The sequence below is a fragment of the Streptomyces sp. NPDC020489 genome, assembly GCF_044386545.1.
In the GTDB taxonomy this organism is placed as follows: Bacteria; Actinomycetota; Actinomycetes; order Streptomycetales; family Streptomycetaceae; genus Streptomyces.
Map to the genome: position 1 here is coordinate 472954 of NZ_JBIRUZ010000002.1, position 26739 is coordinate 499692.

Here is a 26739-nt window from a genome sequence, read left to right on the forward strand (position 1 = left end):
CTCAGCAGGGGTTGATGGTCAGTTTGAAGTTGGTCGTGTTGCGGATGTCCTGGGCGTTGTTGCTCGTACGCAGGCAGTTGACGGTGGCCTCGCCCACGGCGGGGCCCTGGCCGGGCTCGGGCATCTCGTTGACCCAGATGCCGAAGCCGGACTTGGCGTCCCAGGCGTCGCCGCTCTTGCGGGCGCCGGTGATGGAGATGTCGTTGAAGACGGTGTCCTTCACCGGGTTCTCGGGCTGGCTGCCGTTGTACTTGGTCTGGAACATGATGCCGCTGTAGGTGGGGTCGACGATGTCCACGTGGTTGACGCGGATGCCCTGGAAGACCTTGGAGGCGGAGAAGAGCCAGATGCCGGGGAAGGTCTGGTCGCCCCAGAAGTGGCCGCCGGCGCGGACGATCGAGATGTTCTCGAAGGTCGTCGGATCGGTGCCGAAGCCGTTCATGGGGTAGCCGAAGTCGAGCGAGGAGATGGTGATGCCGGAGTAGACGAGCGTGTCCGCGATGTGGATGTTGCGGAAGGTGTTGTGGTAGCCGCCGTACACGGCGACACCCGCCGCTCGCCAGGTCAGGGTGGTGGTGAGGTTCTCGTACAGGTTGTTCTTCATGTCGGCGCCGCCGGCGTCGATGGCGGAGAACAGCGCGAAGCTGTCATCACCGGTGGCGCGGGCGTCGTTGTTGGTGACGAGGTTGTCGGTGGATCCGTTGGTCATGTTGACGCCGTCGGCGAACATGTTGCGGATCCGGGAGTTCTTGATGGTGATGCGGTCGGTGTTGGCGCCCCAGTAGAGGCACACCATGTGCTCGTTCCAGATGTCGTCGATGGTGATGTCGGAGACGTTGGCGAAGTCGAAGACCTTGCCGGGGCCGTCGATGCGCGAGGTGTAGTTGCCGAAGTAGGCGAAGCCCTTGAAGAGCGAGCCCTTGGCGGTGGCGTCGGCACGGAAACCGATGTCGGTGTTGTCCTGGGTGGTGGGGGCCTGGAACCGGGTGTACCAGGGGCCGGCGCCGACGACCTTGACGGCCTTGCCGTAGACCTGGAACTTGCTCGCGGTCTGGTAGTCGCCCGGCGGCAGGTAGACGCCGACGAGGGTGTTGGTGGTGTCCATGCGGACCTTGTCGAGGGCGTTCTGGACGTCCTGGTGCGTGAACCCGGCGGGTACGGCGTACGTCGCGGGGTCGGGGTTGGCGACCGGGGCGACCTGCTCCAGGTTCACGAAGTCGACCGTGTAGGTGGAGGTGTTGGCGGTGTCCTTCTGCAGGCGGATCTTGCTGCCGGCCGGCACGGTCTCACCGAGCAGGACGTGCGCCTCGTCGTAGATGTGCCGCGGGGCGCCGGAGCCCGGCGAGTTGCCCGGCGAGGCTTCGGCGCCGTACAGCCAGGCGTACTTGGACGTGAGCGGGACGGCCTTCTTGAAGGTGCCGTCGACGTAGAGGTTGAGGGTGCTGTCGATGCCGCCGCCGCCTGCCGCGTCGGGGATGGAGAAGCGGGTCACCAGGGTGTTGGTGGCGGCGCGGGTGGTGAACTCGACGTACTCGCCGGTGGCGTCGAGGCGGACGGCCTTGCGCCCGGAGGCCTCGCCGGCGGGGTCACCGACGGTGCGGTTGGGTCCGAGGACGCTGGCACCGCCGCCGGTGGTGCCGTCCTCCGCCTCGTACATGTCGTAGGGCATGTTGGCGCCGCGGCCGACGAACAGGGACTGGGTGGCGGTGTTGTTGTCCCGCTTGACCGGCAGTTCGTTGGTGTCGGCGGCGAGGACGGTCCTGACGGTGTAGGTGCCGTTGGCCGCGGTCCAGGGGCCGAGCGTCACGACGGCGGAGTCGCCGGGGGCGAGGGTGCCGGTGTGGGCGCCGGTCAGGGTCTTGACCGTGGCGCCCTGCTTGTCGAGGAGGGTGAGGGTGACGCCGTGGCTGCCCGCGGCGGTGGGTTCGGTGCCCTGGTTCTTGACGGTCGCCTTGAAGGAGACCGTGTCGCCCGCCGAGGGGCTGGACGGGGTGGTGGTCACCGAGGCGGTGACCAGGTCGGAGCTGGCGACGGGCTTGACCACGAGGGCGGTGGGCCGGGTGTAGGTGTTGTTGGTCTCGTTCTGTTCGATCACCGTGTCGGTGTCGTCGGCGACGGCGCTGAGTTCGTAGGAGCCGGCCTCCCGCTGGCCGAGGGAGGCGTTGACGGTTGTCTGCGCGCCGGCCGCGAGGGCGCCGACGTCGGCGGTGGCGACCTTGGTGCCGCCCAGGCGCACCGCGAGCTTGCTGGCGGGCGCGGCGGCGGGACCGTCGTTGCGGACGGTGGCGGCGACGGTGAGGGAGTCCGACTCGACGGGCGCGGCCGGTGTGGTGGTCAGGTTCGTCACCAGCAGGTCTGGGTTGGGGGCGGGGACGCCGATGACCTGGAACTCGGCGAGTTGGCCGGCCGGGGCGCCGGAGTTGGCGGTGAACCTCAGTCTGACATCGGCGGTGCGGGCGGTGACGGGGATCGTGACCGTGTTGGCGTTCGCCGGGTCGAAGGCGTAACTCTTGGCGGCGACAAGGCTGGTGAAGGTCGAGGCGTTCTGCTCCCGGCCGAGGACCTCGATGGTCTGGGTGCGGGCGGACCAGGCGCTGTCGGGGTTCAGCTTGAGGGCGAGGCGTTCGAGGTCGGCGTTGGCGCCGAGCTTGACGGTGAGGGTGTTGGGGTAACTGCCGCCCGCGCCTTCCCAGTAGGTGGCGGTGTTGTTGTCGTTGGCGTTCGCGGCGACATAGGTGTGGACGGTGGAGGAGGCGTCGATCGGCTTGCCGACGGCGAGGTTGGAGCCGTTGCCGCCGCTGCCGTTGCGGGTGACGGTGTTGCTGTTGCCGGACTGGTTGCCGGCGGCGTCCTTGGCGCGGACGTAGTAGGTGACGGTGCTGGTCACGGGCTGGGTGTCGGTGAAGGTGGTGACGTTGCCCGCGACGCTGTCCCTGAGGACGTTGTTGGCGTAGACGTCGTAGCCGCTGACACCGGTGTTGTCGGTGGAGGCCGTCCAGGCGAGCTTGATCTGGCCGCTGCCCGGTTCGGTGTACGTCAGGTTCGCGGGGGCGGTGGGCGCCTGGGTGTCGCCGGCGTCGCCGATGCGGGTGACGGTGTTGCTGTCGGCGGACTGGTTGCCGGCGGCGTCGCGGGCCCGGACGCGGTAGGAGACGGTCTGGTTGGCCGGGCGGGTGTCGGTGAAGGTGGTGACGTTGCCCGCGACGGAGGTGAGGAGGGAGCCGTTGGCGTAGATGTCGTAGCCGGTGACGCCGGTGTTGTCGGTCGCCGCGCTCCAGGTGAGCTTGATCTGGCCGCCGGCGGGTTCGGTGTAGGCCAGGTTGGCCGGGGCGCTGGGGGCCTGGGTGTCGCCGCCGCTGGGGCCGTAGACCTCCAGCTCGGATATCTGGGCGGCGGGCTGCACGGAGTTGGCGGTCACCAGGACGCGGACGAACCGGGTGGTGGCGGAATCGAACGTGAGGGTCGCCGTGTTGTCGTTCGCCGCGTCGAAGGTGTAGGCCCGGGAGGCCGAGAGGTCGGTGTAGGTGCTGCCGTTGGTGCTGCCCTGGATCTTCAGGGTCTGGCTGCGCGTCTCCCAGTTCGCGGGGAGTTTGAGGACGACGCGGTTGACGGCGAGGGAGGCGCCGAGGTCGGCCTCCAGCCATTGCGGGAGTGCGTTGTTGGTGCTCTCCCAGTAGCTGGCGCGGTTGCCGTCGTTGGCGTTCGGGGCGGCGTAGACCTCGGTGTGGCTGCTGGCCTTGAGGGTCTTGCCGGAGGCGAGGTTGGTGGAGGACTCACCCGCGGCGTGGACCTCGAGTTCGGAGAGCTGGGCGGCCTGCCAGCCGGTGTTGGCGCTGATGGCGATGCGGACGTAACGGGCCTGTGCGGCGGGGAAGCCGATGGTGACGGTGTTGGCGGCGGCGGGGCTGAAGGTGTGGGCGGCGGAGCTCTTGAGGGTGGCGAAGCTGGTGCCGTCGGCGCTGCCCTGGACGGAGAGGGTCTGGGTGCGGCTCTCCCAGCCGGAGGGCAGCTTCAGGACGACCTCGTCGATGCGCTGGCTGCTGCCGAGGTCGGCCTGGACCCACTGGGGCAGGCTGCTGCCCGCGCTCTCCCAGTACGTGCCCTGGTTGCCGTCGGTGATGTTCGAAGCGGCGTAGCCGTTGTTGGTGTTGCTGGCCGATGCGGTGTCGCCGAGCGCGATGTTGGGTCCGCCGGCGGCTTGGGCGGTCATCAGGGGGCCGCCGAGGGCCAGCAGGCTCGTCACGATCGCGGCGCTGAGCCACCGTGATCTCCAGGTGGGGGTTCTCATCGTTCCTCGCATTTCGGGATCGCACGTCGGGGCGGGGGGTCGGGGGTGTGGCTCGGGGTTCTGGAGGGGCGTCCACGCAGGACGCCGTTCCGGTTCGGCGACCCGCCTGGAGCGGGCCGCCGAACCGGTCACCTCGGTCGGTCAGTTGCGGCTGATCACGAACTGGGAGCCCGGCTCGACACAGACGTCGCCCTCCGCCGAACCCGTGATGGTCACGCCGGTCAGGGTCGCGCTGCCGCGGGCCCCGCCCATGGCCAGGACGCCGCAGCCGTTGAGTGACCTGTCGATGCGGACGTTGCTCACCTTCACGCCCGGCATCGCGCCGCCGCCGGTCTTGAACTGGATGCCGTCGTAGGTCGAATCGTGGATGTCGGTGTCGCGGATCGTCACGCCGGGGATGTCCGGACCCTGCGCGAACAGCGTGATCGCGCCGAACTCCTGGTCCTCGTTCCAGAACGCCCCGCCGGTGCGGTGCAGCGCGTTGTTGGCGATGAGGGTCTGTCCGGAGAACGGGATCGGGTCGTGGTCGGTGGCCAGCATGATGCCGGGGTAGTTCATCGTGTCGGCCACGACGTTGTTCTCGATCGTGTTGCCGTGACCGCCGTACACGGCGATGCCGTTGGCGCGCCAGGGCAGTTGGACGGTGTTGTTGCGGAAGTGGTTGTCGTGCCCGACGTCGACCGAGGTGTCCTTGACGTACTTGCTGGCCCAGACGGCGAGCGCGTCGTCCCCGGTGTTGCGGAAGGAGGAGTTGTAGACGGTCGAGTTGCGGGTGCCGTTGGCGAAGTTGATGCCGTCGGCGTAGGTGTCGCGTACGCGCATGCCGGTGAACTCCAGCCCGTCGCCGGGGTTCCACAGCTCGGGGATGTTGGAGTAGTCGCGGCCGACCCAGACGCCGACGTTGGCGTGCTCGATCCACACGTTGCTGATCTTCGTGTTCTTCCCGAAGCGGCCGTTGAGGCCGACGCCGCCCTCGGCGTTGCCGTCGCCGCCCCGGATGGTGCCGGAGCCGAAGATCGCGAGGTCGGAGATCTTGGTGTTGTCGTCGATGTCGAAGCCGAAGTTGCCCTCGTGCGGGTGGTTGATGCCGCCGGCGTCCTGCGGCGCGGTCAGTGTGTACAGCTGCGAGTGCCACATGCCGGCGCCGCGGATGGTCACGTCACGGATGCCGACCTGGTTGTACTGCCCGCGGTTGAGGGGGTCGTCGGTGAGGATCTTCTGCTCCTGGCGCCACTGCCCGGCGGGTATCCACACGCAGGCGATGTCTCCCTTCTGGTCGGCGGTGACGGCCCGCTGGAGGGCGTCGGTGTCGTCGATGCCGTCGTTGGGCACGGCGCCGTAGGCGGTGATGGAGGTGCACTCGGCCGGCTTGGACGCGGGCGGCGCCACCTGTTCCAGGTCGATCAGGTCCAGGACGTAGTAGGCGGCGCTGTCCCCCGCGTCGCGCTGGAGACGGAAGGTGGTGCCGGCGGGGTAGCTCGTGGTCAGCAGCGCCTGCGCCTCGTCGAACAGTCGGCGGGCGTCGCCACCGGGACGGTTCGTCAGCCCTTCGGGTTCGTCCGTGCTGCCGTAGAGCCAGCTGTGCTTGGAGGACAGTGTCAGCTTGCGGACGAACGTCCCGTCGGCGTAGAGGCTGATGGTCGCCTCCCGGCCGCCGCCGCCCGCCGCGTCGGGGATGGAGTTGCGCACGACGAGGGAGTTGGCGGCGTTGGTGGAGGTGAACTCGACGTAGTCGCCGGTGGTGTCGAGGCGTACGGACTCGCGGCCCGAGGACTCGGTGGCGAAGTTGGTGTGGCCGAAGGTCCGCTTGCTGTCGGCGGTCAGCAGGGTGCCCCGGTACCGGCCGGACTCCGCCTCGTACTCGGTGTACGGCACGGCGGCTCCGCGCCCGACCACGATGGAGCGGGCGAAGACGTTGTTGTTCTCGTTGGTCTCCGTGACCGTGCCGGTGGCGTCCGCGGTGGCCGTGAGGGTCGCGCCGCCGCTGGTGGCCTTCCAGGTACCGCTGATCGCCACGTCGGCCGTGGCGCCGGCGGCGATCGCGCCGGCCGTGCCCTTGAGGGTCTGGCCGCCGACGGTCAGCTGGGTGACGCTGCCCGCCGGAACGCCGCTGGTGCCGCGGTTCCGGACCGCGACGGTGAAGGAGACGTCGGCGCCGACCGCGGGCGAGGACGGATTGGTGGTGATACCGGTGACGTACAGGTCCGGGCCCGGCGCCTGGGAGACGGTCAACTTGGTCGCCGCGGTACGGCTGTTGTTGCCGTTGTCGAACTCGGTGACGGTGTCACTCGGGTCGACGACCGCGGAGACGGTGTAGGAACCGGTCGGACGCTTCCCCACGGGCACGTCGACCGTGGCGGACTGCCCCGCGGCGAGGGACCCGACGGAAGCCGAACCGGCGACGGTGCCCTCGACGCTGACGTCGAGCGCGCTCGCGGGCGCGGTGGCGGTGCCGGCGTTGCGGACGGTGGCCTTGACCGTCACCGCGTCCGTCTCGGACGGCGCGGCCGGGGACCAGGTCAGGTCGGTGACGACGAGGTCGGGCTGCGGGGTGGCGGTGCCGAGCACCTCGATCTCGGCGATCTGGGCGCCGGGCGCGCCGGTGTTGGAGGAGAAGGCGAGGCGTACGTCGGCCACCCGGCCGCTGACCGGGACGAGGACGCTGTTGCCGCCCGAAGAGGGGCTGAAGGAGTAGTCGCCGCGGGCTTTGAGGGTGGTGAAGGCGGACACGCCTGTGGCGCGGCCGAGGACTTCGATGGACTGGGTCCGCGGTCCCCAGGCCGCTTCGGGATTGAGCTTGACGCGCACGGCCTGGACGTCCGCGTCGGAGCCGAGCTTCACCGTGAGGTTCGCCGGGAAGCCCGCCGACTCCCAGTAGGTGCCGAGGTTGCCGTCGTTGGCGTTGGCGGCGACGTAGTTCTGGGTCGTCGAGGAGGCCTCGACGGGCTTGCCCCGGGCGAGGTCGCCCGCCTCGACCGGCGGCTCCTCGGGTTCCTGGCCGCCCTCGCCGAAGACTTCCAGTTCCGACAACTGGGCTGCGTTCCAGCCGGTGTTGGAGGCGACCTGCACCCGTACGTAGCGGGCTGTCGCTGCCGGCAGGTCGATGTTCACGGTGTTCGCCGCGGACGGGTTGAAGGCGCGGCCCTGCCCGGCGGCGAGGGTGCTGAAGGAGCCGCCGTCGGTGCTGCCGAGGACGGACAGCGACTGGGTGCGCGCCTCCCAGCCGGTGGGCAGCTTCAACGCGACGCGGTCCAGGGGGACTTGCGCGCCGAGGTCGACCTGTACCCACTGGGGGAAGGAGCCGGTGGGCCCTTCCCAGTACGTCTGCTGGCTTCCGTCGGTGACGTGGGCGGCCGGGTAGCCGCCGAGGGCTCCGCCGGCGGTGGCCGTTCTGCCCAGGGCGAGGTTGGGCTGGGCCGCGGCGTGTGCCGGGGCGGGGAGCAGCCCGGTGGCTGTCAGACCCGCGAGCAGCAGGCCGACCCCCAGCCGTCTGCTCAGGTTGATGCGTCTCATGGTGGCCTCTCCGCGATCCGGGCAGGGTGCGGGAACCCCGGCGCCGCCTCTCGGATCGGGCCTGCGGGCGCGGGACGCACGCCGGGGCCGGAGTGGGGGTGCCGAGGTCGCGCGCCTGGAGCCCAGCAGGACTTCAATGAGGGATGGCGCCGTTGAGTCGATTTATTGAGTAGTTATGTGACTCACTTGCAACGCTGAGGTGACAGGTTTCTCCAGTGTGACGACTTTGTCAACGCTTCCGTCAGGTTCACGACAGTCGAATGCCGTGGAAACGACAACGGCACCGGTGTCAGGACCGCCGGAAAGGCGGTGACACCGGTGCCGTGAGGCGGCGCGGGATCAGTCGGTCACTCGACGGGCGGCGGCGCGGTGGAGCCGCGCACCACCAGCTCGGGCTCGAAGAGAAGCTCGCCCGGGTGCGCGGTGCTCCCCTGGATCTGCGAGCACAGCAGGTCCACCGCCGCGCGTCCCATCGCCTCGATGGGCTGGCGCACCGTGGTCAGCGGCGGTTCCGTGCACGTCATGAACGCCGAGTCGTCGAAGCCCACGACCGACACCTGCGAAGGCACGGTCAGTCCTCGCCGACGCGCTGCCCGGATGGCGCCCAGGGCGAGCGGGTCGCTGGCGCAGACGATGCCGGTGACCCCCGCCTCGAGCAGCCGGGTGGTGGCCGCCTGCCCGCCCTCCAGGGAGAAGATCGACCGCTGGACCAGGGCGTCGTCCCAGACCGTGCCCGCCGCGTCGGCGGCCAGCCGGGCGGCCGCCAGCTTGCGGCGCGACGGCATGTGGTCCTCCGGGCCGAGGACCAGGCCGATCCTCTCGTGCCCCAGGGAGGCCAGATGCCGCCAGGCCTGTTCCACCGCGACGGCGTCGTCGCACGCGACGCACGGGAAGTCCAGTCCGTCGATGGAGGCGTTGACCAGCACCACCGGGATCTTCCGCTCCGCGAGCTGGTGGTAGTGCTCGTGCGGGGCGTCGGCCTGCGCGAACAGACCGCCGGCGAAGATGACGCCGGAGACCTGCTGCTGCAGCAGAAGCTCCACGTAGTCCGCCTCGGACACGCCGCCCCGGGTCTGGGTGCACAGCACCGGGGTCAGTCCCTGCTGGGCCAGCGCCCCGCCGATGACCTCGGCGAACGCGGGGAAGATCGGGTTCTGCAGCTCGGGCAGGACCAGGCCGACGAGCCGGGCCCGCTCACCGCGCAGCTGGGTAGGCCGCTCGTACCCGAGCACGTCCAGGGCGGTCAGGACCGACTGCCGGGTCCCCTCGGACACCCCGGGCTTTCCGTTGAGGACACGACTGACCGTCGCCTCGCTGACCCCAACCTTCTTCGCCACCTGAGCAAGTCGTCGCGTCATGAACGCAAGCCTAGCGCAAGATACGCAAGCCAGTTGCGGAAAATTCCGGTTTCTCGCCGTCTCCGAGACGCGCCGCTTGCACCGCCCCGAGCTCGCTTCGGGACCGCGCTTGCACACCGGAACCCACCGGCTGGGCACCCCCTCCCCCGGCGACCGCCCGGGCCACCGGGAAGGGAGCACACCGGTCTGCGGGATGCACGTAACCGCGTCACCAGGGTGAGGGTGTCGGGGGCTCCACCACCGGCGGGCGGTCGTCACAGGTGATCGTGTTCGGCAGCAGCCAGTCCGCGAGCCAGCCTCCGTCGTTGCCCCCGAGGTCGGTCAGCGAGAACTCCGATCCGGACGCCGGGAAGTTGAAGGAACCGCAGTTGTTCACCCCGACCGCGCCGACGTTGCGGGCGTCCACGTTCTCGAAGGTGGCGGCCCCCTTCGTGCGGGCGCTGAGCACCGAGTTGCCGGTGCCGTCGACACGGATGTCCTTGAAGTGGACCGACGGGATGTCGTAGAGGTCCTTCACCCCGTACTCGCTGACCAGCATGATCGCGTTGTGGGTGCTGTCGAGGTAGTGGTCGCCCGTGACCCTGATGTCGGCGTCGATGGACCGGTCGAGGGCGTAGAACCACAGGGCGCCCAGCCCTATCCGCCAGTTGAGGTCGAGGGTGCCGGCGCGGACCGTGGTGTTGTCGGTGAAGTGCAGGAACCCGCCGAACGGTGTGGCCCCGAAGCGCGCGCCCGCGTGCAGCGCGCTGCCTTCGCGCACCGGGTCCACGACCAGGTTGCCGCTGACGGTGTTGTCGCGTCCGCCGTAGATCGCGATGCCGTTGGCGAGGGTCGGGGACTGCACCGTGTTGCGGGAGAAGGTGTTGCCGGAGTCGGCCGTCGTCTGCGACCACATCGCCAGGCCGTCGTCGCCAGTGTTGCGGATGAAGTTGCCGTGCACGAGCGAACGGGTCACGCCGGTGTGGAAGTTGAGGGCGTCGGCGATCTGGTCGGCGATGACGTTGTCGCGCACACGCAGGTTCTCCATGGGCCCGTCGAACCACAACCCGACCTTGGTGTGGTGCAGATACAGGCCGCTGACGGTGGAGTCGCTCATGGCGCCGCCGATCGCGTTGACCTGGTCGGTGTCGACGCGCTCACGGACGTCACCCTCGACGGCGAAGCCGGACAGGTGCACGTCGTGGCTGCCGCCGTCCGCGGCGCTCTTGCCGTACAGGCCCACGCCGGTGTGCCGGGACCCGTCGGGCGCGGGGGTGTCGAGGGTGACCTGGCGCCCCTTCAGGATCGTGTGCCAGCTGCCCGCACCGATGAGGGTGACGTCGTCGACCTCGATGTGCCGGTTGACCTGGAAGGTGCCCGGCGGCAGATGGACGGGCTGGTGCGCGCGGCGGGCGAAGGCGATGGCCCGCTCGATGGCGGGCGCGGCGTCCCTCCGGCCGGTGGGGTCCGCGCCGAAGGCCCGCACGTCGACTCCCCCGCGTACGGCTTTCGGCGGGGCGACGAGCTGGGAGTCGAGCAGGTCCACCACGGTCCAGGCCGCGCGGCTGCCCGCGGGCACCGTCAGGCGCACCCGGTCGCCCGCGCGGTAGGTGCGGTCAAGGAGCAGGCGCTGCTCGTCGTAGAAGTGGGTGGGGCGGAACGGCTTGTCGATCCGCGGGGCGGGTGTGGTGGCCGAGGGCACGCAGGAGCACTCGGTGATCCACCAGTCGGGGTGCAGCAGGTCGGCGCGGGGGTCGTTGGTGAACGGGTACTGGTTGTAGAGCCAGGAGTACTGGGACGTGAGGGTCATCGTGGCGCGGTGCCGACCCGCGACGCTCACGTCGAGAGGCGCGGTGATCCCGCCGCCTTCGGGGGCGTCGGGGATGCTGTAACGCACGGTGAGGGCGTTGGCGGCACGCGGCAGGACGAACTCGACGTACTGACCGTGCGTGAGCCGGACCGCCTTCCGTCCGGACGCCTCCGAGGCCAGGGTGTACGGCGTGCGGTCGGGCCCTATGACGGTTCCGTCGGTGGTGACGTTCTCGGCCTCCTGCTCGTCGAAGTCCACGTCCGCGCCGCGCCCGGCGACCAGTGCGGGATCCAATGCGGCCCGGGTGACGACCGGACGGACACCGGCGGTGTCGGAGGTGCGGCCCGGTGCCGCGGCGGCGATGCCGTCGGCCGCCAGTCCGAGAGCGAGGAGCACGCAGAACAAGGAGGTGGCTCTGGCGCCGGTGTGTGCGCGGACGCGTCTGGGAGACATCGGGGCTCGCTTCTGTCGGAGGGAAAGGCGAGGGACGTCGTACGGGGGTTGTGGGTGGGGTCGGGTGGCGGGGGCAGGGACGTACGCGCGGGGGCGCGCCTGGCGGTAGCCGGCGGATGGAACGTGCTGGCACGGGGCTCGGGGGGCGCCGCGATGCCCCCCGCGGTAGCCGCCGGATGGAACCTGCGCGCCCGGCCGACCTGCTGCGGACGGCGGGGCGCGCAGGGAACGCGGGTCAGGCGCCGTCGGCGGCCCGCAGCCACACCGCCGTGTCCGAGGGCAGCGTCCCGTCGGCCCGGAGCGGCCCGCTGGCCAACAGGACCTCGCGGTGCGGGGGAAGGCCGGCGGGCGTGGCCGAGAGATTGACGACGCAGACCACTTCCCCGGGGCGGGCGAAGGCCAGCACGCCCTCCTCGGCGGGCAGCCACCGCATGGGCCCGTCGCCGAGACCCGGCTCGGCACGGCGGATGCGCAGCGCCTGCCGGTAGAGCGAGAGCATCGAGTCGGCGTCGACGCTCTGGTGGTCCACGGCGTAGTGCGCCCAGTTCTCGGGCTGCGGCAGCCAGGGGGCCTCCCCCGCGCCGAACCCGTACGCCGGGGCCGCCCCCTCCCAGGGCAGGGGCACTCGGCAGCCGTCGCGGCCTGGGTCGACACCGCCGGAGCGGAAGTGCATCGGGTCCTGGATCCGGTCGAGGGGGATGGCCGCCTCGGGCAGGCCCAGTTCCTCGCCCTGGTAGAGGTAGACCGAGCCGGGCAGCGCGAGGGTCAGCAGGGCGGCGGCCCGGGCGCGGCGGGTCCCGAGAGCGAGGTCGGTGGGCGTGCCGAAACGCTTGGTGGCGAAGTCGAAGCCGGTGTCCTCGCGGCCGTAACGGGTGACGGTGCGGGTGACGTCGTGGTTGCACAGCACCCATGTGGCGGGTGCGCCGACCGGGGCGTGCTCGGCGAGGGTGTCGTCGATCGTGCGGCGCAGCCGGCCGGGTTCCCAGGGGCAGGAAAGGAAGTTGAAGTTGAAGGCGGTGTGCAGTTCGTCGGGGCGCAGGTAGCGCGCGAAGCGTTCGGCGTCGGGCAGCCACACCTCGCCGACGAAGACCCCGCCGTACTCGTCTGCCACGGCGCGCCAGGACCGGTAGACATCGTGGAGTTCGTCCTGGTCGATGTACGGGTGGGGGTCGACGCCCTCCTCGAAGTCGGCGAGCGCGGGGTCCTTGGCGAGGAGCGCGGCGGAGTCGATCCGCACGCCGGCGACACCGCGCTCGAACCAGAAGCGCAGGACGTCCTCGTGCTCCTGGCGGACCTCGGGATGGGCCCAGTTGAGGTCGGGCTGTTCGGGGGTGAACAGATGCAGGTACCACTCGCCGTCCGGGACGCGCGTCCAGGTGGGTCCGGAGAACTGGGAGGGCCAGTTGTTCGGGGGCAGTTCACCGTGCTCACCGCGTCCGGGCCGGAAGTGGAACCGCTCCCGCTCGGCGCTGCCGGGCCCTGCTGCCAACGCTGCCTGGAACCAGGGGTGTTGGTCGGAGACGTGGTTGGGGACGATGTCGACGATGACGCGGATACCGAGGGCCGCGGCCTCGGCGATCAGCTTCTCGGCTTCGGCGAGGGTGCCGAAGGCGGGGTCGATGGTGCGGTAGTCGGCGACGTCGTAGCCGCCGTCGACCAGCGGCGAGGCGTACCACGGGGTGAACCAGACGGCGTCGACGCCCAGTTCGGCGAGGTAGGGCAGTCTCGCCCGGACGCCCGCGAGGTCACCGGTGCCGTCGCCGTCGCCGTCGGCGAAACTGCGTGGGTACACCTGGTAGATGACGGCGTCGCGCCACCAGTCGTCGGTGCGGGGCGCATGAGGGGCTGCCACAGAGGTTCCTTTCGGGCAGGAAGGTTCCTCGCCGCCGCCCCGGTTGCTGCGGGGCGGATGGACAGGGCGGCGGCGAAGTTCATCGGGGGGTGTTCCGTGCGGTGGGCGTCAGCCTTTGAGGCCGCCGGCGGTCAGGCCGCTCATGATGTTGCGCTGGAAGACCAGGAAGATGAGCAGCGTCGGTATCGAGGCGATGGTCAGCGCCGCGATCAGCACGTTGACGGGGACGCCGTTGGACAGCGAGTAGATGCCGACGTTGAGGGTCTGCTTGGCGGGGTCGGGCAGCGTGAGCATCGGCCACAGGAAGTCCTTCCAGACTCCGACGACCGCGAAGATCGACACCACGCCGAGGATGGGCCGCGAGATCGGCAGCACGATGGAGCGCAGCGTCCGCATCGGGCCGGCCCCGTCCATGGAGGCGGCGTCCAGGAGTTCCTGCGGAACGGAGTCGAAGAAGCGCTTCAGCAGGAAGATGTTGAACGCGTTGGTGACGGACGGCAGCCAGATCACCCAGGGCGAGTTGAGCAGGTTGCGCTCCACGATCGGCACGTCGAGCACGGTCAGGTACTGCGGTACGACGAGCACGGTCGCCGGGATCATCAGCGTGGCCAGCATCATGCCCAGGATCGCCTTGCCCAGGACGGGACGCAGCTTGGACAGCGAGTAGGCGGCCGCCACGTCGAGGACGAGCTGGAAGGCGAGGGCGCCGAACGCGTAGTACAGCGTGTTGAACAGAAGGGAGGACAGATCCATGACGTCCCAGGCCCTGCTGTAGTTCTCCGGCGTGAAGCTGCCGGGCACCAGGCTGGGCGGGGTCCGGACCACCTCCTGGGTGTCCTTGAAGCCGCTGGAGACCAGCCAGTAGAGCGGCCCGAGGAACACCAGGCTGAACCCGCCGACGACCACGGCGAAGACGGTCCAGTACAACGCCTTGCCCTTGCGTTTGGCGAGGACGGCCGGCGCGATGAGTGTGCGTGTGGACATGGTGGACTCCCCTGGCCTACTTGTCCTCGGCGCGGCTGAGCTTGACGTACAGCACCGAGAATCCGGCGAGCAGTACGAGAAGCAGCAGGCCGAGCGCCGCCGCGGCACCGTAGTTGTTGAAGTTGAAGGCGTACTGGTAGATGAGGTAGACGACGGTGGTCGTGGAGCCTTCGGGGCCGGCGCCGCCGGTCAGGAGGAAGGGTTCGACGAAGACCTGCATCGTCGCGATGATCTGCATCAGCAGCATCAGGGACAGGATGAGACGGGTCTGCGGGATCGTGACGTGCCAGATCTTGCGCAGCAGACCGGCGCCGTCGAGCTCCGCCGCCTCGTACAGCTCGCCGGGCACGCCCTGGAGCGCGGCGAGGTAGATCAGGGTGGCGCCGCCCATGTTCATCCAGGTGGACGCGATGACGACGGACAGCATGGACAGTTCGGGGTCCTGGAGCCACTGCTGCTCGGGCAGGTGCAGGATCGCGAACAGCTCGTTGAGGAGCCCGTACCCGGGGTCGTACAGGTACTTGAAGAGCAGGACCGAGGCGACGGGCGGCAGCATGACGGGCAGATAGACGAGCAGCCGCAGATAACCCTGGCCGTGCCGGAACTCGTTGATGACCACCGCGACGACGAACGGCACGGCGAAGCCGAAGACCAGCGCGAGCACGGTGAACAGCAGTGTGTTGCGCCAGGCCTGCCAGAAGGCCGGGTCGTTGAAGACGGTGACGAGGTTGTCGAAGCCGACCCAGGTCGTCTTCCCGCTCTCGGTCTTCTGGAAGGCGAGGAAGAACTCCCGGATCATCGGATACCAGGAGAACACCAGGAAGCAGAGGACGGCTCCGATGAGGAAGCCGTGGGCCGTCAGGTTTCGCCTGAGGCTTCTGGCGAAGGAGCCGCCGGGGGCCGACGGGCCCGCGGTGCGCGGCTCGGGAGGGCGGGGAGGTCCCGCCTTGCTCGGGGTCAGGCTCGGGGCCGACATCGTCGCTCCTCGGTACTGGGCTGCCGTACGTCCTGTCGTACGTCCTGTCGTACGTGCTGCCGTTGCTGCTGCCGGGCGGGGCCACCACGGAAGGGTCGCCCCGCCCCGGGCGGTCACTGGTTGGCGAGGACCTGGTTGACCTGCGACTCGGCGGTGGACAGGAGCTTGTCGATGTCGGCGTTCTTGTTGGTGAGGATGCCGGACATGACGTTGTCGAGGACCTTGTAGACCTCCTGGGCCTTCGGCGGCTCGGCCTTGCCCGGGACCGGGTTGTCCATGAACGCCTTGAAGTTGGCGACCGGCATGGTCGCGTTGGCCTGGCGGGCCGCGTCGTCCTTGGTCTTGGACTCGTTCAGCCAGAAGTTGGGCTGCGGGACACCGACGGGGAGCTTGTCGGCCTTGGCCCGCTCCCAGTCGAACTGGCCCTTGCCGACGGTGAGGTTCTTGAAGTTCAGCCAGGCGACCGCGGCCTTGATCTTGTCGCCGGAGATGCCCTTCTTGATCATGTAGTTGTTGCCGCCGGCGAGCGTGCTCTGCTCTCCGGGGATCGGGCCCATGCCGAAGTTCTCGTACTGGGCGCCCAGTTGCTGGACCATGTACGCGATGTCGTCGGGCGCGGCGAGGAACATGCCGAGCTTGTCGGTGGCGATCTGCTTCTGCAGGTCTCCCCACTTCAGCAGCTGGGTCTTGCCCGTGCTGTCGTCCTCCCAGCGCATGGCGTGGAGGTTCTCGGCCACCTGCTTGCCGATGTCGTCGTTGAAGGCGGCCTTCTTGCCACTGGCGTCGACGATCTCGCCACCACGGCTGTACATCTGCGCGGTGAAGTGCCAGCCGCCGGTGTTGCCGGCGCTGTACTCGCCGAAGCCCGCGACACCGTCGCCGAGACCGGCGATCTTCTTGGCCGCCGCACGGACCTCGTCCCAGGTGCGCGGGGGGTTGTCGGGGTCGAGCCCGGCCTGCTTGAACAGCTTGCGGTTGATGAGCAGGCCCATCGTGTAGTTGCTGGTGGGCAGGCCGTAGAGCTTGCCGTCCTTCTTGAGCTGGCCGAGGACGTTGGGGTCGATGTCCTTGAGCAGCGGCACCGTCTTGTCGTTGACATACGCGCTGATGTCGGCGGCGCCGTCCTCGGAGAGGACCTGGCCGAGGTCGGTGAAGTAGGTGTAGAAGACGTCCGGTTGCGACTTGGCCTTGAGCATGGCCGTGAACCGTGCGGGCTCCAGGCACTGACCGGGCGTGGAGCGTCCCTCGATGGTGACGTTCGGGTACGTCTTGTTGAACTCGGCGACGTCCTCCTTCCACTCCTTGAGCTCGGCCGCCTTCGCCGTCGGGGGCATGCAGTCGATGGTGAGGGTCACCTTCGTCTTGGGGTCCAGCGGGGCGGACGGGTCGCTCGATCCGCTCCCCTCGGAGTCGTCCCCGTTGTCACTGCTGCTGGTACCGCAGGCGGCCAGCGCGGTCAGCGTCAGAGCGGAGACGAGGGCGACCGCGCTGGCGCGGCGCGTACGACGGAACCGGGCAACTCTCATGGGTGGGTCCCCTTCGGGCATGACGTGGAGGAGGCCCCACCGTCGGTACGGGTGCGTTGTGGGGCGGGCCACACTCAACCACCGTCGACAACCGCACGCAAGATTGCGCGCCAAATTCGTAATTGCTCGACAATGTGGTGTCGCTTGGTCGTCAACGATGCAAGGGAGACTTGCCGCCCTCCCCTACCGAGTCCGCCGGGAGGGCCCCTACGACGCCTCGCGTCCGCTCGCACCGAGGGCCCGCAGCGGGGTGCCTTTCGATAACTGCGGCAAACCGGAAGGGGGCCGTCGGGCAGGGCGCGGCGACGGAAGGAGCAGCACAGACAGCTGCGGGTCCAGGGGATTTGGATACGGAGCGGCCAGCGAGTGTGGGGCGCCTGGGGGCCCGCGCCGATGGGGCGCCTCGAACGCGAGGAGACGCCGCTTCACGACTTCCGGGCAGCGCGGGCCGGGCAGGCCCGCGCCCCGCCGCCGTACACCGCGGACTTGCCGCGAGGGCGATCAGCCGACCGGTCTACGACCGCAAACTCCGGTGTTCTGAGCGCAAGGGGTTGACAGGACCGGTGATCGTGATCGTGGCGGGCTCGCCCAGATGCCCGCGGGTGTCTCACGCTCGGCGGTCGGGGACCGTCGGGTCAGGCGCTGTCTCCCTGCGAGAACCGCAGGGAGAGGGACCGCAGGACGTCGGTCGTCGACGTCTCGGGGTGTCCCTCGTCGTGCACCTCGCCCAGGTGGACGAAGGCGTAGGAGAAGCATGTGGAGAGCGCCACGATGGCAGGCCCCAGGGCCCTCACGATGATGTCCGCGGCCTCTTGCGGGGTCGCGTCCGCCGGGAGGCTGATCTCCGGGAGGGTCTCGGCGAGGAGACTGGAGATGGCGCCGGTGAGTGCGACGTCGACGTCCGGGTTCTCGGTTGCCTGTCGCCTTATCTCCATGGCCTCGGTCAGGATCCCGATGACGCGTCGCATGATTTCGGATTGCTGCATGCGGGGAGCCTAGGTGCCCGTGGCCGACACCTGGCAATGACGCTCCCAAGACTGCCCGGTTGGGCGTCGAGCACCGCTGGCGGGGCCGTTCCGGCGTGCAGGACGGCCTCCCGGCCGAGGACACCGGCACCGGACAACGCCCCCCCCCCGCCCCGCGCCGGGGCCTGGAGGAGTGCCCCTCCTGGAGCACTCCTCCGCTATCCCCTCGAGTTGTCGCGCCTTCCCGGCTCAACTCCCCGACCTCGTCCACGGTTTGCAGTCGGACGTCTTGAAGAACTCGCCTTCGGAGACCGTGACGGTCGCCCGCCCGGTGGTGAGGTCGTTGGCGATGATGGATTCCGTCTTGCCGGACGCGTCTCGCATGCGTGCCCAGTAACAGCTCGGCCCCCGGTCAGCCAGTCCCTTGGTGGTGTAGGTGCCTGGTGCGATGTACTCGTCGTCGAGCGCCTTCGACGGGTCGTCGTACTCCGGCGCCGATTTCGTGACTTCATAGGTCCCGTCCTGGACCCCGATCGTCTCGCCGAGCGCCTTCTCCACGTCGTCCACGCTCTTCTCGAACTCCTCTTCCGCGTCCTTCGCCGCGTCTTCGGGGGAGGCGGTGGAGGTGCTGGGAGCCCCGGCGGTAGGGGTGTTGGTCGCGTCCGGAGAGGCTTTGGTCCTGGTGGCCTCGTCGCTGTCACTGCTGGTGCACGCGGTGAGCAACAGGCCTGCGGTGAGTACGGCGGCTGCAATGGCGCGAGTGCGCATGGTCCCCCCCAGGGTCGTGCGTGATGAGGGGGGCATCATGCGCAGCGTGACGTCACGGTGTGGGCGTGTGGCTCTGTAGTGGCCCCGAACGAGTGAAGCGCCTTGCAGCGGCGGGAGCTTGAGTCGTGCGAACCAGCGGCGCCGGCCGCCGACTTGGGCCTCGCGGACTCCGAGCGGGCCGGTAAGTCCGTCACCGGGTTGACGCGGCACACAGGCGCCCGAGTTCCCCAGCTCACTGCCCGACCGCGACCGTGGTGCCGAAACCGTCGTTGATCCAGAATGATTCGATGGTCACCCTTGAGACTCCCCGGCTGATCCTGCGTCGCTGGCGCGAGGAAGACATCGTGCCGATGGCTGCCGTCAACGCCGATCCCGAGGTCATGCGCTGGATTCGGGACGGCAGCGTGCGGGACGAGCAGGAGACCCGGGAGGGGATCCAGGCGTGGGAGCGCGAGTGGGAGGCGGAGGGCTTCGGGCTGTTCGCCGTGGAGATCCGGGCCACCGGTGAACTGGCCGGGTTCACCGGGCTCGCGGTGCCCCACTTCCTTCCTGAGGTGCTGCCGGCGGTCGAGGTGGGCTGGCGGCTGGGGCGTTCCCACTGGGGGCAGGGACTGGCCACCGAAGCCGCTGCGGCCGCCGTGCGGTTCGGGTTCGAGGAGCGGGGTCTTGAGCGGATCGTGAGCATCGTGCAGGTGGGCAACGGCGCCTCCGAACGGGTCGTCACCAAACTGGGGATGCAGCCGGTCCGTGAGTTCGTCGGCCGCGGCCACGGTCGACGCACTCGGGTCTTCGAGTTGTCGTCGAACCAGTACGTGGCGACCACTCATGCCGCATGATGCCCCTCGACATCACTGCCCCGGGGGGATCATGAAGGCCCGCACCACCGCCCGCGCCGCTCACCCCGCCCTCCTCGTTCTCACTGTCGTGCTGACCGCCGCGCTCTCCGCGTGCGCCGGTGATGGACAGAGCGAGACCCACGCCGATCCGGGCGCCTGCAAGATCGCCATGCGCGAGCAACTCCGGGACGCCATCGCGGCAGGTGCGACGGCCACCCCCACCGCCCCGCCCTCGCAGTGCGACGGTGTCGACGCCGGAACGCTCCAGAAGTACTCGGGTGAACTCATGGCCGACCAGGTCAGCGATGCCCTCGACGGCCCCCTGCCGCAAGCCACCGCCACCACGGGCGTCACATCCGAATGCCGGGCCTGGCTCACGGCCGAACTGCGCAGAACCGGGGGCGGCGTCGACTTCACCGAGGGCCGCAAGATCTGCGGCGACCTGCCCGAGGACGAACTGAGCCAAGCCCTTCAGGACGTCGCCAACAGCCTGCTGACCGCCGCACCGACGCGCACTCCGTGACCGACGGCAACAGGACCGCCCGTGCCCCGTTCAAACTCGAGCCGCGTGCTTCGGTCCGCCCGGCAGACCGAGGGCGCGGTCAGGTCAGTCGAAGCCGTGTACGTCCAGAGCCAGACCGCTCCAACGGCGCTCAGTCGGCCGCGTCTTGCCGGGACGGAAGGCGTGCCGCGACTCACTATGATCTTGGTCATGACAGTGCAGAACCCCGAGAAGGCCCCTTCCCGCAAGCAGAGGCTTCAGGAGAAGCAGCGCCGCCAGTTGCTGGCGGTCGACCTGGTGGACAAGGCCGAGGTCAAGGTCCGCAAGGCCGAGTCCGAACTGGCCGTGGCCGTGACCGAGGCGGTCCGCGTCTTCGGTGACGAGCAGTCCGCGTCCGAGGGGCTGGACATGGCGGTGGAGGTGGTCCGGCGTTTCCTCGCCATGGCGCGGGACGCAGGCGTCGAACCGGTCGACGGCACGGACGACACCCCCACGGCCTGAACCACCGGCCCCCGAACGCACGGCTGTTGAGTTCGCCGGGCCGCACGCGCCTCGGTCAGGTGGACTGGCCCAGTCGCAGTTCGGCCCGGACGGTCGCCGCCTCGTGGCTGAGTGGTCCGCTGCGGGCCAGCAGGCGGCCGGCCTGTTCGACGATGAGCACGCCGAGTTCGCGGGTGTCCAGGGCGACCGTGGTCAGCGCGGGCTCCACCAGCGTGCCGAGTTGGAGGCCGTCGAAGCCGATCACGGCCAGGTCCTGCGGGACCCTGCGACCGAGCTGCCGCGCGGCGCGCAGCGCGCCGATGGCGATGACGTCGTTGAACGTGAACACGGCCGTGACGTCGGGGTGGGCGGCGAGCAGCTCGCGCAGTGCGTTCTGTCCGCCCTCGATGGTCTGCTCGGCGTGGCTGACCGCGGTGGGGGCGAGGCCACAGGCGGTCATGGCGTCGGCGAACCAGCGGTGTCGGATGCTCGGCTCGGAGGGGGCCCCGTGGTCGAGCATGCCGACGCGCCGGTGTCCCTTGCCGGCCAGATGCCGGATCGCGGCGTGGACGCCCGCCTCGCCGTCGATCCTGATCGCGTTGAACCGCTCGCCGCGGTGTTCACGGTCGATGAGGACGACGGGGAGCCCGCGGGTCAGCTGGTCGATCTCGTCCTCGGGCAGGGTCAGGTAGCCCACGACGGCGTCGACCTGCGCGGCCATGGCTTCGAGGGTGCCGCGCTCCTCGTCCGCGTTGTCGCCGGTGTCGTAGATGACCACGTGCCAGCCGCGCTTGCGTGCGGCTTCCAGCGCGGAGGCGGCGACCTCGGTGAAGAAGGGGTTGAGCAGGTCGGGGATCACCAGGCCGACGCTGGTGGAGTCCTGCCGTACGAGGCCTCGGGCGAAGCGGCTCGGCCGGTAGCCCAGCTCCCGGGCGAGGTCGAGGACGCGCTGCTTGGTGGTGGCGTCGATCTCGCCCTTGTCGTTCAGCGCCCGTGACACGGTCTGCCGCGACACTCCGGCGGCCCGGGCCACGTCGTCGATGGTCACTCTGCGTGGACCGTGCGCCGACGACGTCATGTCCCACCTCTGTCCCTCACTGCGACTCCGGCGCCTTGACACTTGTCCGGACATGGGCGCAGACTCCACATCGGCCAGCTCCCGTGAGCGCTCACGTTACCGCTCACGGACCCCGCTTCCAACCGCCCCGCCAGCCGCCGCCGTAGTTCTCGAAGGATCCGGACCGACCCGCCTCAGACGACCGCCTGACCGGCCGCTTCCCCCGCGCAGAACACCGTGACCAGCAGAAAGATGTGACTGTTGCCTTCCCAGCTCTCCGCTCACGTTTCTGACATCACCCCGGCGCGTGGCGCGCTCCGCCCGGCACGCTCCTGGCTGCACTCCGACGCCCCCTCCCTGTCGCTGAACGGTTCCTGGCGGTTCCGCCTCTCCCCCACGGCGGCCGTCGCGGAGGACTTCGCCGCCTCGGACTTCGACGATCGCGGGTGGGACGACATGCCCGTCCCCTCGCACTGGGTGCTCCAGGGCGACGGTGCCTACGGACGGCCGATCTACACCAACGTCCAGTTCCCGTTCCCGATCGACCCGCCCCACGTCCCGGACGAGAACCCCACCGGCGACTACCGCCGCTCTTTCGAGCTGCCCGCCGACTGGTCCGGCGCCGGACGGGTCGTGCTGCGCTTCGACGGGGTCGAGTCGCTGTTCCGGGTGTGGGTGAACGGGATCGAGATCGGCAGCGCCAGCGGCAGCCGGCTCGCCCACGAGTTCGACGTGACCTCCGCGGTGCGTCCGGGCGGCAACGTCGTCGCCGTACGAGTGCACCAGTGGTCGGCGGCCAGCTACGTCGAGGACCAGGACCAGTGGTGGTTGCCGGGCATCTTCCGGGACGTCACCCTCCTGGCCCGCCCGGCCGCGGGCATCGAGGACGTGTGGCTGCGGACCGGCTACGACACCGGCCGTGGGCACATCGACCCCGAGATCGTCGCCGACCCCGCGGCGTTCCCCGTGACGCTGCGCATCCCCGAACTCGGCGTCGAGCGGGTGTGGGCGACGCCCGCCGACGTCACCGGCTTCGACGTCGCCGAGGTCGAACCCTGGTCGGCGGAGCTTCCCCGCCTGTACGAGGCGACGGTGTCCAACGCGGCGGAGAGCATCGCCCTGCGCGTGGGCTTCCGTACGGTCGAGATCCGGGGCGATCAGTTCCTGGTCAACGGCCGCCGCGTGGTCTTCCACGGGGTGAACCGCCACGAGACGCATCCCGAGCGCGGCCGTGTCTTCGACGAGGAGCACGCGCGCGCGGATCTCGCCCTGATGAAGCGGTTCAACGTCAACGCCATCCGCACCAGCCACTACCCGCCGCACCCGCGGCTCCTCGACCTCGCCGACGAGCTCGGCTTCTGGGTCATCCTCGAATGCGACCTGGAGACGCACGGCTTCGAGAAGGTCGACTGGGCGGGCAACCCCAGCGACGACCCCGCGTGGCGAGAGGCGTACCTGGACCGCATCCGCCGCACGGTGGAGCGGGACAAGAACCATCCCAGCATCGTCATCTGGTCGCTCGGCAACGAGGCGGGCACCGGCAGCAACCTCGCCGCCATGTCCTCCTGGGTCCACGCCCGCGACGCCGGACGCCCCGTGCACTACGAGGGCGACCACACCGGCGAGTACACCGACGTCTACTCCCGCATGTACTCCTCCGTGCCGGAGACCAAGGAGATCGGCACCGACGGTTCCCGCGCGCCACTGTTCAACTGCACGCCCGCGCAGGGCACACGGCAGCGCACCAAGCCGTTCCTGCTGTGCGAGTACGCCCACGCGATGGGCAACGGCCCGGGCGGGTTCGACCAGTACGAGGCGCTGGTCCGCGAACACCCCCGCCTGCACGGCGGTTTCGTGTGGGAGTGGCGCGACCACGGCATCCTGGCCGAGGCGGCGGACGGCACGCCGTACTACGCCTACGGAGGCGACTTCGGGGAGGTCGTGCACGACGGCAACTTCGTGATGGACGGCATGGTGCTCAGCGACGACGTCCCGACGCCGAGTCTGTACGAGTTCAAGGCGGTCGTGCAGCCCCTCGCCTTCTCCTTCGACGGTCACAAGGTCGCCGTCACGAACCTGCGGCACTCGGCGGACACCTCGGATCTGCGGTTCCGCTGGCGCGTCGAGCACGACGGAATCCTCGTGGAGGAGGGCGAGTTGGACGCCCCTGTGGTCGCCGCGGGCGCCTCGGGGTGGGTGCCGTTGCCGCCGGTCGCCGTCGCCCCGGACGCCGAGACGTGGCTCACCATCGACGCGGTGCTGGCCACGGGGACCGCCTGGGCGTCGGAGGGTCACGTCGTCGCGACCGCGCAGCTGGACCGCTCGGTCCACCGTCCCGTTCCCGCCGTACGCCCAGAGCCGGACTGGCGGCCTTGCACCGGGACCCTCGACCTGGGGATCGCCGAGTTCGCCGACGGTTCCCTGGTCCGGCTCGCCGACCGGGCCGTGTCGGGCCCCCGGCTGGAGCTGTTCCGTGCGCCGACCGACAACGACGAGGCCGCCTCCGACGAGGTCGACCACACCGACGCGGCCGTCCCGGGCATCTCCAACGCCGAACTGTGGCGGCGGGACGGCCTGCACCGGCTGACCACACGCCGCGTCAGCACCGAACGTGCCGAGGACGCCCTGCGCACCGTCGACAAGGTGTCCGCGGCGAACTCCGCCCTGTTCGTGACGGTGGAGTCGACCTGGACACTCGACGCGGGTGAACTGGAGCTGCGCGTGGAGATCCAGCCCTCCCGCGGCTGGCGGACCGTGTGGCCGCGGGTCGGCATCCGTCTCGACCTGCCCGACGGCACCGCGCCCGTCGACGGCGCCGAGTGGTTCGGCCTCGGCCCGCTGGAGTCCTACCCCGACAGTCTCCACGCGGCGCTGACGGGCCGCTTCTCCTCCTCCGTGCGCGGTCTCTCGGTCGACTACGCGCGCCCCCAGGAGACGGGACACCGCTCCCGACTGCGCGAGTTGTCCCTGACCAGCGGCGGCACCGAGGTGCTGCGTGTCGTGGCCCTCCCCGACACCCGCGGTCGCCGTCCCGGGTTCGTCCTCAGCCGCCACACCCCGCAGCAGATAGCCGCGGCCGACCACCCCTTCGAACTCCCCGACTCCACCACCACCCACCTGCACATCGACGCCGCCCAGCACGGCCTGGGCTCGCGTGCCTGCGGCCCGGACGTCTGGCCGGACTTCGCCCTGCGCCCCGAGGCCCACACGCTCAGGCTCCGCATCAGCGCGACCAGGTGAGCGCCGGGGGGTGAAGGGCGGGCGGGTGAAGGGCGGGCCCCGACCGCGTCGCCCCCGGGACCGCGTCGGCGGACGGTTCGAAGATGCCGACGGTCGCGGAGGACGGCGCCAGTCGGGGCCCGCCGCCCAGGAATGCCGGGGGGGCCGGTCCGAGGGCGACCGGATACAGTGCGCGGGACGGTAGACCGGTCAGAGAGGGCAAGCGTGACCGACACCAGCGACACCCGACCCGCCGACAACGAGGCGCGCGCCCCGCGGCAGCAGAGCCGACTGCTCCGCCTGATGCGCTACCTCCCTCTGGTCGCCCCCGTACTGCTCTGGACGGTGCCCTGCTGGGTGCTGCTGTACACCGGCCAGCACTGGCCCCTGCCCGTCACGCTGATCGGCACCGCCCTGTTCGTCCTCGGACTCGTCGGCATGCCGGTCGCGATGATGCGCGGCCACGGTCGGCGGCAGCAGGACCGGGCAGCGATCGTCGGCGACACCCTGCTGGGTTCGAGCTGGATCCTGTTCACCTGGTCCGTCCTGCTCGGCGTGTTCCTGCGGCTCGCCCTGACCGTGGCCGACGTCGGCGAGGGTCAGGGCCGGGCCCGCGTCGTCGCCTGGGCCGTCCTCGGCGTCGCCGCGGTGCTGCTCGTCTGGGGGTACGCGGAGGCCCGCCGGGTGCCGCGCGTGCGTCGACTCGATGTGCAACTCCCCCGGCTGGGCGCCGGGTTGGACGGTCTTCGCGTCGCCCTCATCACCGACACCCACTACGGCCCGCTCGATCGCGCCCGCTGGTCCGTGCGGGTGTGCGAAACAGTGAACGCCCTGGAGGCCGACCTGGTCTGCCACACCGGCGACATCGCGGACGGTACGGCCGAACGCCGCCGCGCCCAGGCCGCCCCGCTGAGAACCGTACGAGCCACCCGGGCCCGGGTGTACGTCACCGGCAACCACGAGTACTACAGCGAGGCCCAGGGCTGGGTCGACCTGATGAACGAGCTGGGCTGGGAGCCGCTGCGCAACCGCCATCTGCTGCTCGAACGCGGAGGTGACACCCTCGTCGTCGCCGGCGTGGACGACGTCACCGCCGAGTCCTCCGGACTGCCGGGCCACCGCGCCCACCTCACCGGAGCCCTGGACGGCGCCGATCCCGACCTGCCCGTGCTGCTCCTGGCGCACCAGCCCAAGTTCATCGACCGGGCAGCGGCCGCCGGTGTCGACCTCCAGCTCTCCGGCCACACCCACGGCGGCCAGATCTGGCCCTTCCATCACCTCGTACGCCTCGACCAGCCCGCCCTCGCCGGCCTCACCCGGCACGGCTCCCGCACCCTGCTCTACACGAGCCGAGGCACGGGCTTCTGGGGCCCGCCGTTCCGCGTGTTCGCCCCCAGCGAGATCACTCTGCTCGTGCTCCGCTCCCCGCACGCGCCCACGTCGAGCTAGCACCCGGCACTTCCGCGGGAAGCGCGTCCGTCGGCCGAGGGGCGCGCCACCGACTGATGATCCCGTCGGTGGACTCGCGCGCGTGTCACCACGAAACGCGCGCCGGGCATCCTCCTCGCGGAGACGGGCAGGCTTGGGATCCGCCTGTCGCGCCGGCCCAACCGCCACCCGCGGGCGGCCGTTCCGCGAAGCAGCAAACACCGGAGCGGCCCCGCCTGGTGGCGGGGCCGCTCCGGTGACCTCTGACCTCAGATCCGTCCGCCGGTCAGACGCGTGATCGGACCGTACGTACGGCGACCCGCGCGGCGCCCCGCCAGGTACGACGTGGCACCCAGCACCGACAGGCCCGCACCCACACCGGCGGCCACGGCCTTTCGGTTCGCGATCACCGTCCAGGTCGTCTTGGCGAAGGCCGCGGCCTGCCCCGAGGCGTCGATGACGGCCTGGCGGCCGGCTTGGACGCGCTCGGCCGTGCTGTTCACGATGGCCGTGCCCGTTCCGGCCGTACGCTCGGCCGTGTCCACGGCCGCCGAGGCCGCGTCACCGGACTTGGCGGCTGCCTTGTCTGCCGCCTGCGACGCCGGGGCAGTTGCCTTCGCCGTGGCCTGACGGGCCTTGGCAGAAGCACTCTGCTTGGCGTTGGAATTCTGACTCGTGCCGCTGTTCGATTGACTCATGTACTCCGCGTTGCCGCTAGCGCCGAAGGCAAACACCCGGCGTCCGG

17 protein-coding genes are annotated in these 26739 nt (G+C 70.1%); 5 read left to right on the top strand and 12 right to left on the bottom strand.

What is annotated here, in order from left to right:
* Position 1 precedes the first annotated feature (1 nt).
* The 10 genes from ACH41F_RS05870 to ACH41F_RS05915 form a co-directional block, all read right to left on the bottom strand.
* Complete coding sequence (locus ACH41F_RS05870; RefSeq protein ID WP_398833290.1) at positions 2-4288, bottom strand: discoidin domain-containing protein; 4287 nt, start codon at positions 4286-4288, stop codon at positions 2-4.
* Positions 4289-4429: 141 nt separating this feature from the next.
* Positions 4430-7801, bottom strand: a complete 3372-nt coding sequence (locus ACH41F_RS05875; RefSeq protein ID WP_398833292.1) for a CARDB domain-containing protein — start codon at positions 7799-7801, stop codon at positions 4430-4432.
* A gap of 347 nt (positions 7802-8148) precedes the next feature.
* Positions 8149-9159, bottom strand: a complete 1011-nt coding sequence (locus ACH41F_RS05880; protein WP_391232183.1) for a substrate-binding domain-containing protein — start codon at positions 9157-9159, stop codon at positions 8149-8151.
* Positions 9160-9367: 208 nt separating this feature from the next.
* The gene (locus tag ACH41F_RS05885; RefSeq protein ID WP_398833294.1) at positions 9368-11401 is read right to left on the bottom strand and encodes a glycosyl hydrolase family 28-related protein; all 2034 of its coding nucleotides are present in this window, start codon (positions 11399-11401) and stop codon (positions 9368-9370) included.
* Between the two features lie 235 nt (positions 11402-11636).
* Entirely contained in the window at positions 11637-13253 is a 1617-nt protein-coding gene (locus ACH41F_RS05890; protein WP_398833296.1) for a glycoside hydrolase family 13 protein, read from the bottom strand.
* 108 nt (positions 13254-13361) lie between these two features.
* Positions 13362-14237 (bottom strand): carbohydrate ABC transporter permease, encoded by an 876-nt coding sequence (locus ACH41F_RS05895; protein WP_398833298.1) that lies wholly within the window; start codon positions 14235-14237, stop codon positions 13362-13364.
* A gap of 16 nt (positions 14238-14253) precedes the next feature.
* Positions 14254-15213, bottom strand: a complete 960-nt coding sequence (locus ACH41F_RS05900; RefSeq protein WP_398833300.1) for a carbohydrate ABC transporter permease — start codon at positions 15211-15213, stop codon at positions 14254-14256.
* A gap of 113 nt (positions 15214-15326) precedes the next feature.
* Positions 15327-16739 (bottom strand): ABC transporter substrate-binding protein, encoded by a 1413-nt coding sequence (locus ACH41F_RS05905; RefSeq protein WP_398833303.1) that lies wholly within the window; start codon positions 16737-16739, stop codon positions 15327-15329.
* Between the two features lie 635 nt (positions 16740-17374).
* Positions 17375-17725: a hypothetical protein gene (locus tag ACH41F_RS05910; protein ID WP_398833305.1), complete on the bottom strand. Its 351-nt coding sequence runs from the start codon at positions 17723-17725 to the stop codon at positions 17375-17377.
* Positions 17726-17953: 228 nt separating this feature from the next.
* Entirely contained in the window at positions 17954-18472 is a 519-nt protein-coding gene (locus ACH41F_RS05915) for a hypothetical protein (RefSeq protein WP_398833309.1), read from the bottom strand.
* Between the two features lie 287 nt (positions 18473-18759).
* Here ACH41F_RS05915 and ACH41F_RS05920 point away from each other — a divergent pair, with 287 nt between their 5' ends.
* From ACH41F_RS05920 to ACH41F_RS05930, 3 genes are all read left to right on the top strand, one after another.
* Complete coding sequence (locus ACH41F_RS05920) at positions 18760-19308, top strand: GNAT family N-acetyltransferase (protein ID WP_391232175.1); 549 nt, start codon at positions 18760-18762, stop codon at positions 19306-19308.
* A gap of 31 nt (positions 19309-19339) precedes the next feature.
* Positions 19340-19831: a hypothetical protein gene (locus tag ACH41F_RS05925; protein WP_398833311.1), complete on the top strand. Its 492-nt coding sequence runs from the start codon at positions 19340-19342 to the stop codon at positions 19829-19831.
* 189 nt (positions 19832-20020) lie between these two features.
* The gene (locus tag ACH41F_RS05930; protein WP_398833314.1) at positions 20021-20311 is read left to right on the top strand and encodes a hypothetical protein; all 291 of its coding nucleotides are present in this window, start codon (positions 20021-20023) and stop codon (positions 20309-20311) included.
* A 55-nt stretch (positions 20312-20366) separates the two neighbouring features.
* Here ACH41F_RS05930 and ACH41F_RS05935 read toward each other — a convergent pair whose 3' ends face one another.
* Positions 20367-21368: a substrate-binding domain-containing protein gene (locus tag ACH41F_RS05935; RefSeq protein WP_391232171.1), complete on the bottom strand. Its 1002-nt coding sequence runs from the start codon at positions 21366-21368 to the stop codon at positions 20367-20369.
* A gap of 237 nt (positions 21369-21605) precedes the next feature.
* Here ACH41F_RS05935 and ACH41F_RS05940 point away from each other — a divergent pair, with 237 nt between their 5' ends.
* Together ACH41F_RS05940 and ACH41F_RS05945 are read left to right on the top strand one after the other, a co-directional pair.
* Positions 21606-24587: a glycoside hydrolase family 2 TIM barrel-domain containing protein gene (locus tag ACH41F_RS05940; RefSeq protein WP_398833656.1), complete on the top strand. Its 2982-nt coding sequence runs from the start codon at positions 21606-21608 to the stop codon at positions 24585-24587.
* A 204-nt stretch (positions 24588-24791) separates the two neighbouring features.
* On the top strand, positions 24792-26015 hold the full coding sequence (locus ACH41F_RS05945; RefSeq protein WP_398833316.1) for a metallophosphoesterase: 1224 nt from the start codon (positions 24792-24794) through the stop codon (positions 26013-26015).
* A 248-nt stretch (positions 26016-26263) separates the two neighbouring features.
* On the opposite strand, the gene ACH41F_RS05950 is transcribed toward ACH41F_RS05945, so the two are convergent.
* Positions 26264-26692 (bottom strand): hypothetical protein, encoded by a 429-nt coding sequence (locus ACH41F_RS05950; protein ID WP_398833318.1) that lies wholly within the window; start codon positions 26690-26692, stop codon positions 26264-26266.
* Between the last annotated feature and the right edge of the window lie 47 nt (positions 26693-26739).

Excerpts from the sequence above, each read along its gene's own strand:
- ACH41F_RS05875 (WP_398833292.1), bottom strand. The coding sequence starts at position 7,801 with ATGAGACGCATCAACCTGAGCAGACGGCTGGGGGTCGGCCTGCTGCTC.
- ACH41F_RS05880 (WP_391232183.1), bottom strand. The coding sequence starts at position 9,159 with ATGACGCGACGACTTGCTCAGGTGGCGAAGAAGGTTGGGGTCAGCGAG.
- ACH41F_RS05935 (WP_391232171.1), bottom strand. The coding sequence starts at position 21,368 with ATGACGTCGTCGGCGCACGGTCCACGCAGAGTGACCATCGACGACGTG.
- ACH41F_RS05930 (WP_398833314.1), top strand. The coding sequence starts at position 20,021 with ATGACAGTGCAGAACCCCGAGAAGGCCCCTTCCCGCAAGCAGAGGCTT.
- ACH41F_RS05905 (WP_398833303.1), bottom strand. The coding sequence starts at position 16,739 with ATGAGAGTTGCCCGGTTCCGTCGTACGCGCCGCGCCAGCGCGGTCGCC.
- ACH41F_RS05920 (WP_391232175.1), top strand. The coding sequence starts at position 18,760 with ATGGTCACCCTTGAGACTCCCCGGCTGATCCTGCGTCGCTGGCGCGAG.
- ACH41F_RS05895 (WP_398833298.1), bottom strand. The coding sequence starts at position 14,237 with ATGTCCACACGCACACTCATCGCGCCGGCCGTCCTCGCCAAACGCAAG.
- ACH41F_RS05885 (WP_398833294.1), bottom strand. The coding sequence starts at position 11,401 with ATGTCTCCCAGACGCGTCCGCGCACACACCGGCGCCAGAGCCACCTCC.
- ACH41F_RS05950 (WP_398833318.1), bottom strand. The coding sequence starts at position 26,692 with ATGAGTCAATCGAACAGCGGCACGAGTCAGAATTCCAACGCCAAGCAG.
- ACH41F_RS05925 (WP_398833311.1), top strand. The coding sequence starts at position 19,340 with ATGAAGGCCCGCACCACCGCCCGCGCCGCTCACCCCGCCCTCCTCGTT.
- ACH41F_RS05900 (WP_398833300.1), bottom strand. The coding sequence starts at position 15,213 with ATGTCGGCCCCGAGCCTGACCCCGAGCAAGGCGGGACCTCCCCGCCCT.
- ACH41F_RS05910 (WP_398833305.1), bottom strand. The coding sequence starts at position 17,725 with ATGCAGCAATCCGAAATCATGCGACGCGTCATCGGGATCCTGACCGAG.
- ACH41F_RS05870 (WP_398833290.1), bottom strand. The coding sequence starts at position 4,288 with ATGAGAACCCCCACCTGGAGATCACGGTGGCTCAGCGCCGCGATCGTG.
- ACH41F_RS05915 (WP_398833309.1), bottom strand. The coding sequence starts at position 18,472 with ATGCGCACTCGCGCCATTGCAGCCGCCGTACTCACCGCAGGCCTGTTG.